The sequence below is a fragment of the Kitasatospora sp. NPDC015120 genome, assembly GCF_043080305.1.
Lineage (GTDB): Bacteria > Actinomycetota > Actinomycetes > Streptomycetales > Streptomycetaceae > Kitasatospora.
In genome coordinates, this window is the sequence record NZ_JBIBVJ010000045.1 from 1 (window position 1) to 4,981 (window position 4,981).

The 4,981-nt window shown below is 71.7% G+C and carries 5 protein-coding genes; all 5 read right to left on the reverse strand.

What is annotated here, in order from left to right; translation table 11 throughout:
• Positions 1 to 845, reverse strand: an 845-nt coding sequence (locus tag ACF1AK_RS36045; protein ID WP_391503052.1) for a Ku protein, incomplete at its 3' end; no start/stop codon positions are given.
• 57 nt (positions 846 to 902) lie between these two features.
• Positions 903 to 1,406: a hypothetical protein gene (locus ACF1AK_RS36050; RefSeq protein WP_391503053.1), complete on the reverse strand. Its 504-nt coding sequence runs from the start codon at positions 1,404 to 1,406 to the stop codon at positions 903 to 905.
• Between the two features lie 35 nt (positions 1,407 to 1,441).
• Positions 1,442 to 1,747, reverse strand: a complete 306-nt coding sequence (locus ACF1AK_RS36055) for a hypothetical protein (protein WP_391503054.1) — start codon at positions 1,745 to 1,747, stop codon at positions 1,442 to 1,444.
• Between the two features lie 167 nt (positions 1,748 to 1,914).
• Positions 1,915 to 4,302, reverse strand: a complete 2,388-nt coding sequence (locus ACF1AK_RS36060) for a penicillin acylase family protein (RefSeq protein WP_391503055.1) — start codon at positions 4,300 to 4,302, stop codon at positions 1,915 to 1,917.
• Positions 4,303 to 4,518: 216 nt separating this feature from the next.
• Positions 4,519 to 4,845: a hypothetical protein gene (locus ACF1AK_RS36065; protein ID WP_391503056.1), complete on the reverse strand. Its 327-nt coding sequence runs from the start codon at positions 4,843 to 4,845 to the stop codon at positions 4,519 to 4,521.
• Positions 4,846 to 4,981: the final 136 nt, after the last annotated feature.

Below are 4,981 nucleotides of genomic sequence, written 5' to 3' on the forward strand. Positions count from 1 at the left end.
CGGGCGCTGTCGAGGCTGCGGCGCAGGGCGTCCATGAGGTCGATGACGTTGGTGGCCTCCGGCGCTGGGCCGGTGGAGACGGCGATCTCGCGGCCAGCGAGCTTGTCCTCGACCAGCTTCTTCACCTGCTCCTCGTAGGTGTCGTGCCACTCCTCCGGCTTCCACTCGATCGCGAGCATGCCGATGAGCTGCTCGGCCGTCTTCACCTCCTGGGCGGAGAGCCTGGCCTTCTCCGGCAGGTCGCCGACCTCGGTGCGCGCGTCGCGGACCTCGTCGGCGAAGTGCATGGTGTGCAGCTCCAGCAGGCCGTTCTCGGAGCGCACGGCGGTCAGGTACTCCTTGCCGCGCATCGCGAACATCGCCAGCCCGGCCTTGCCCGCGTGGTCGAGGGCTTCGACGAGCAGGGCGTACACCTTCTGGTACTCCTTGCCGCGGGGGCCGAGATAGTACGTCTTGTCGAAGAAGATCGGGTCGACGTCGGCGACGTCGGCGAGGTCGACGAAGCCGGCGATGTCGATCGTGCGCGAGCGCCCGGGGGAAATCTGCTCCAGCTCGTCCGGCTCGACGATCACGTACTCGCCCTCGGCGACCTCGTAGCCCTTCACGATCTCCGAGAACTCGACCTCTTCGTTCGTGCGCTCGTTGACGCGCTTGTTGCGGACCCGGTCGGAGGTGCCGCGCTGCAGCTGGTGGAAGCGCACGTCGTGCGAGGACGTCGCGGTTTCTCGACTTCGCCGAGCCAGCCTTTCGCGCTCGGCCTCGGCGATGCGGTCGATGAGGTTGCCGCGGATCTCCAGGAGCCGGGGCCGCTCGGTGGGATCGGGTCGGAGCGCGGCACATCCCAAGCAGGTTTCTTCGAGTCCGGGCCCCGCAGTGCAGCGTCTGATCGGCCGGCGGCAGGGTCATGGTAGGAGTTGAAGGGTCTCAGTCCAGAGGCGAAGTTGATCTCGTGTTGAGCCGGGCTGCAGGTGGCCGAGGAGCCTCTCCAGATGGGCTGTCAGGTTCTTGTGACGTCGTAGTGCGCGGATCTGTTCGACAGGCAGCTCACGCCAGTTGCCGGCGAGAGCGCCAGCGTCCGATGGGGTGAGAGCCAGCACGTCGAGTGTGTCGGATGCCAACCTCGCGGGGCTCCAATCGGGATCCTCGTCGTCACGACCGAGGTGCTCGATGGCCCACATGCGGAGCATGAAGTCCTGCTGGACCTCGCGCGTCGGAGCTCCCGGACCATCACCATGCATGAGCCGGTTCGCCAGCAGCGACAACTTGGCCCACTGCCGGCGAACTTCCCGCGGCTGGTCGGAGTAGTAGGCGTGGTTCTGCGCCACAACACGAGCTGCCTCCAGCTGCCGCCGGTCGTGAGCGTCCGTGGTGAACGCTTGAAGGCGCTCGATAGACCAGGTGCTCATTCCGTGCGCTGGGTCTTCTCGATCTGAACCGGTACTCAATGATCTCGCCTCCTGGTCGTAGGGATTCCGAGACCGACGACTGTTCGCTGGTGGCGACGTCGGTCGATCTGGGCGAGCTTATCCTCGGCGCCGGCGAGGTGCGGGTGATGCTCGGCGCTGCACCGGTCCAGCCAGCGGTGCTCGGCGCGGTCGCCGTCGAGGACGGTCGCGCCGTGGCGCTCGGCGAGCAGCCGGGTCAGCGTGCTCTTGCCGGCCGCCGTTCCGCCGGCGATCCAGCGCACATGGGCCAGCCGTTCGGCGAGGGAGGGGTCGGTGAGGCGGTCGGGGCGTGGGGTCGTCATGGCCTCCATGGTCGGGGGCGCGGCACGAGAACCGCAGCCCTGTGCGTGGTTGTCAGCAGCCCGAGGACGGAGCGAAGGGGCGTCCTCGGCGCACCCCCGTACACGCATGCAGGCCGCCGCCGTTCGGGGAACGGCGGCGGCCCGGGCCGGAATAGTTTGACGATGCGTCAGTGGCGCAGCGTGGTGACGGTGAGGCCCGGGGCGGAGCGGATCTCGGCCTCGGTGAAGCGCTCGGTCATCCACTGCTTGCGGGCGTAGCGGCGGGTCTGGTCGGTGAAGTGCGGCGAGGTCGGGTCGGCCGACTGGCCGTAGGTGAGTAGGGTCCGGGTGCGCGGGCCGCGATCGGTCAGTTCGGTGGCCATCAGGAAGCTGGAGCCGTGGGGGACGGTCCTCAGGTCCGCAGGGTAGGTGCCGCCTCCGGCGCCCGAATCCGGCCCGGCCGTGAGCACGTTGAAGCAGCCGGTCGCACTGGAGCAGCCGTGCAGCGGGATGCCCGCCCAGCGCTGGACGAGGCCGAGCGGGGCGTCCACCGGCAGCCCGCTCGCCGCCAGGCGCAGCACCGCGTCGGCGAAGGCGCGCTGGGCGTCGGCGTTGTCGGCGACGATGCCGCGCGGAGTGGTCAGCGGCTGGGCCGGGTCGTACGGGACCTTCTGCCAGGCCATCGTCCGGATCCGGGCCAGTGCGTCGCGGTACTTCTGCCAGAGCACGGCGCCCCGGCTGTCGGCGTCGGCCCGGGTGTTCCAGGCCGCGAGCGCGTCGCACGCGGCGCGCACGTCGACCGGGGTGCCGTCGGTCGCCGCGAGCACCGGGTGGGCGCGGCACAGGGCGACAGCGTCGTCGCGGTCCAGCTCGGCGCTCTGCACCCGGTTGCCGAACACGGTCGCCTGGAGGGAGGCGAGGGTGAAGCCGGGGGCGCCGAGGCCGTCGGTGCCGGCCCGGCGGTCGGCGATCATCCGCAGGCTCAACTGCGGCCGCGGGTCCAGCTCCGGGCCGCCGTTGTAGACGGCGGGCAGGCCGGCCATCGGCGCGTCCGCGTTGGTCAGGTAGGGGCCGTTGTTGGCGTTGGCCACGTAGTCGGTACGGGTCAGCGCGGGGTGGTTGGCCGGGCCGAACAGGCCCGGGAGCAGCGCGTCCGGGTCACGGCCAGGGTCGCAGGCGGTGGTCGACCCGTCCAGCATGCCTTCGACGACCGGCTCGGGTACCAGACAGCGCGTCCGCAGCGCGTCGGGGAGCTGCGGGACGGCGGAGGAGTCGGTGAAGTAGGTGGTCCCGCTGGAGTCGACGGCCGTCGTGTACACCCACGGGGCGCCCTGGTAGGTGCGCTGGGCCTGCCGCAGTTGGTCGAGGTTCTGCGACCGGCCCATCGCCACCCACTCGTTGAGGGAGCGGAGGTTGTCGGCGTTGGCGTCGCGGATGGTGTAGGCGACCTCGCGGGTCCAGCCCTCGGCCATCACGTAGCCGTGGCGGGAGCGGTAGACGGTGCGGTCGACCGTGGAGAGCGTGCCGTCGGCGGCCCGGACGGTGACCGGGACGGTCACCGCGGTCATCCGCTCGACCTTGCCGTCCACCAGGTAGGCGGTCGGGTCGCCGGGCACCAGCGAGAGCCGGTAGGCAAGCCTGTGGCGGGCGTTGCTGGTGGTGTGGGTCCAGGCGAGGCCCTTGGTGTGGCCGATCTGCAGGAACGGCAGGCCGTAGAGGCCGACGCCGGCGACGTCCAGGACGCCCGGGATGGTCAGCTGGGCCTGGTAGAACCGCTCCGGACCGGCCCACTGGAGGTGCGGGTTGGCCAGCAGCAGTCCGTTGCCGTCGCGGCCGACGTCCCGGCCGATCGCCCAGGCGTTGCTGCCGGTGTCGGGGCTGTCGGCCGCCGGGCCCACCCAGTCGGGCCGGGCGGGCCCGGCGGCGAAGGCGGCCTCGGGGGTGGCGGACTCGTCGTGGGCGGGCATGGCATCGCCTCCCGGGACGGCGACGGCGGCCGACTTCCTGGGGGTGCCCGTCCAGGTGTTGACGTCGTACAGGATGTTCCAGAGGTCTTCTGCGGTGATCGGCCCGACCCAGCCCTTCCCCCGGCAGGACGGGTCTGGGAGGTGGTCCACGCCGGTCTCGCGCAGATAGCGGTTGTACCCCGCGACGTATCCGTCGACCAGCTGCCGCACCTCGCCGGTCGGACCGAGCGGCGCCGGCTGGGTCAGCAACCGCTGCACCGTCCCGGAGCGCAGCACGCTCAGCTGGTAGGTGTCGCTCTCCAGGTTGCCGGGCCGGCTCACCGACCGCCCGTCCGGCCCGAACCAGCGCGAGCGCTCGCCGCGCACGGAGACCACCTGGTCGGCGAGCTGGCAGAGGTTGTCCTGGGCGAAGGCGTACCCGTAGCCGTAGCCGAGGCCGCCGAAGTCCTGGGCGAGGACGTGCGGGACGCCGTACTCGGTCCGGCGGATCTTGGCGGTCCAGCCACCCCGGTCGGCGCCCGGGCCCGCCGCGAGGTCGGTGTCGGCGGCCTGCGCGGAGGCGGGCGCCAGCGCCGCGAGCAGGCCTGCGGCCAGGCCGAGGGCGAGCACGCCGGACCCCAATCGCCGGATGCATGAACTGGGTTGACGCACACTCACTTTTGATGCTTCCGTCATGTCTCCCACGCTGCCGCCGCAGGAGCCCGCCGGTCGTCCCCCCTCGGGACGAGCCGGACCTCGCCCTGCGGACCTACTCGCGTACGCCTCGGGGAGGGGGTTGTTCCCCGCCCGCCCCTCCCCTCCGATGGAGGGTGTCCCGGTGGATCATCAGGGTCCGGCGCAGGGCGCGCCACCGGAACCCCGGGCCCTCGCGCAGTTCGAAGTCGGCCGTGCCGTCGGCCGCCAGTCGGCGGACGGCCACCCGGCGGGCAGGACGGCGACGCGCAGCGGGAGCCCGGCCGCGTCCACCGCCTCGACCGGGTAGGACTGGCCGGACCGGTCGGTGACCACCCAGCGGTCCTCCGGTCCGCCCGCGCACGCCACGACCACTGGCTCGCGCTTGCCGCGTGCGAACCCAGACAGCGTGCGGACCATCCCTTCGGGCGCCAGCGCCGCGCAGGTCCGCGAGATCCTCCAGTCGCTCTTCGACGTCACCTAACAGCGGGCCAAGAAGGACAAGGGCCAGATCACCGCGGACGAGCGGTGGGCGCTGATCCGCTGCGCGCTGGAGGACCAGGCCAGCGGCGCCATGCACGTCGACCCCGGCACCAGGGACTACCGCTACAGCCGC

Bases quoted from the DNA above. Each gene is read 5' to 3' on its own strand.
- ACF1AK_RS36055 (WP_391503054.1), bottom strand. From the start codon at position 1,747: ATGACGACCCCACGCCCCGACCGCCTCACCGACCCCTCCCTCGCCGAA.
- ACF1AK_RS36050 (WP_391503053.1), bottom strand. From the start codon at position 1,406: ATGAGCACCTGGTCTATCGAGCGCCTTCAAGCGTTCACCACGGACGCT.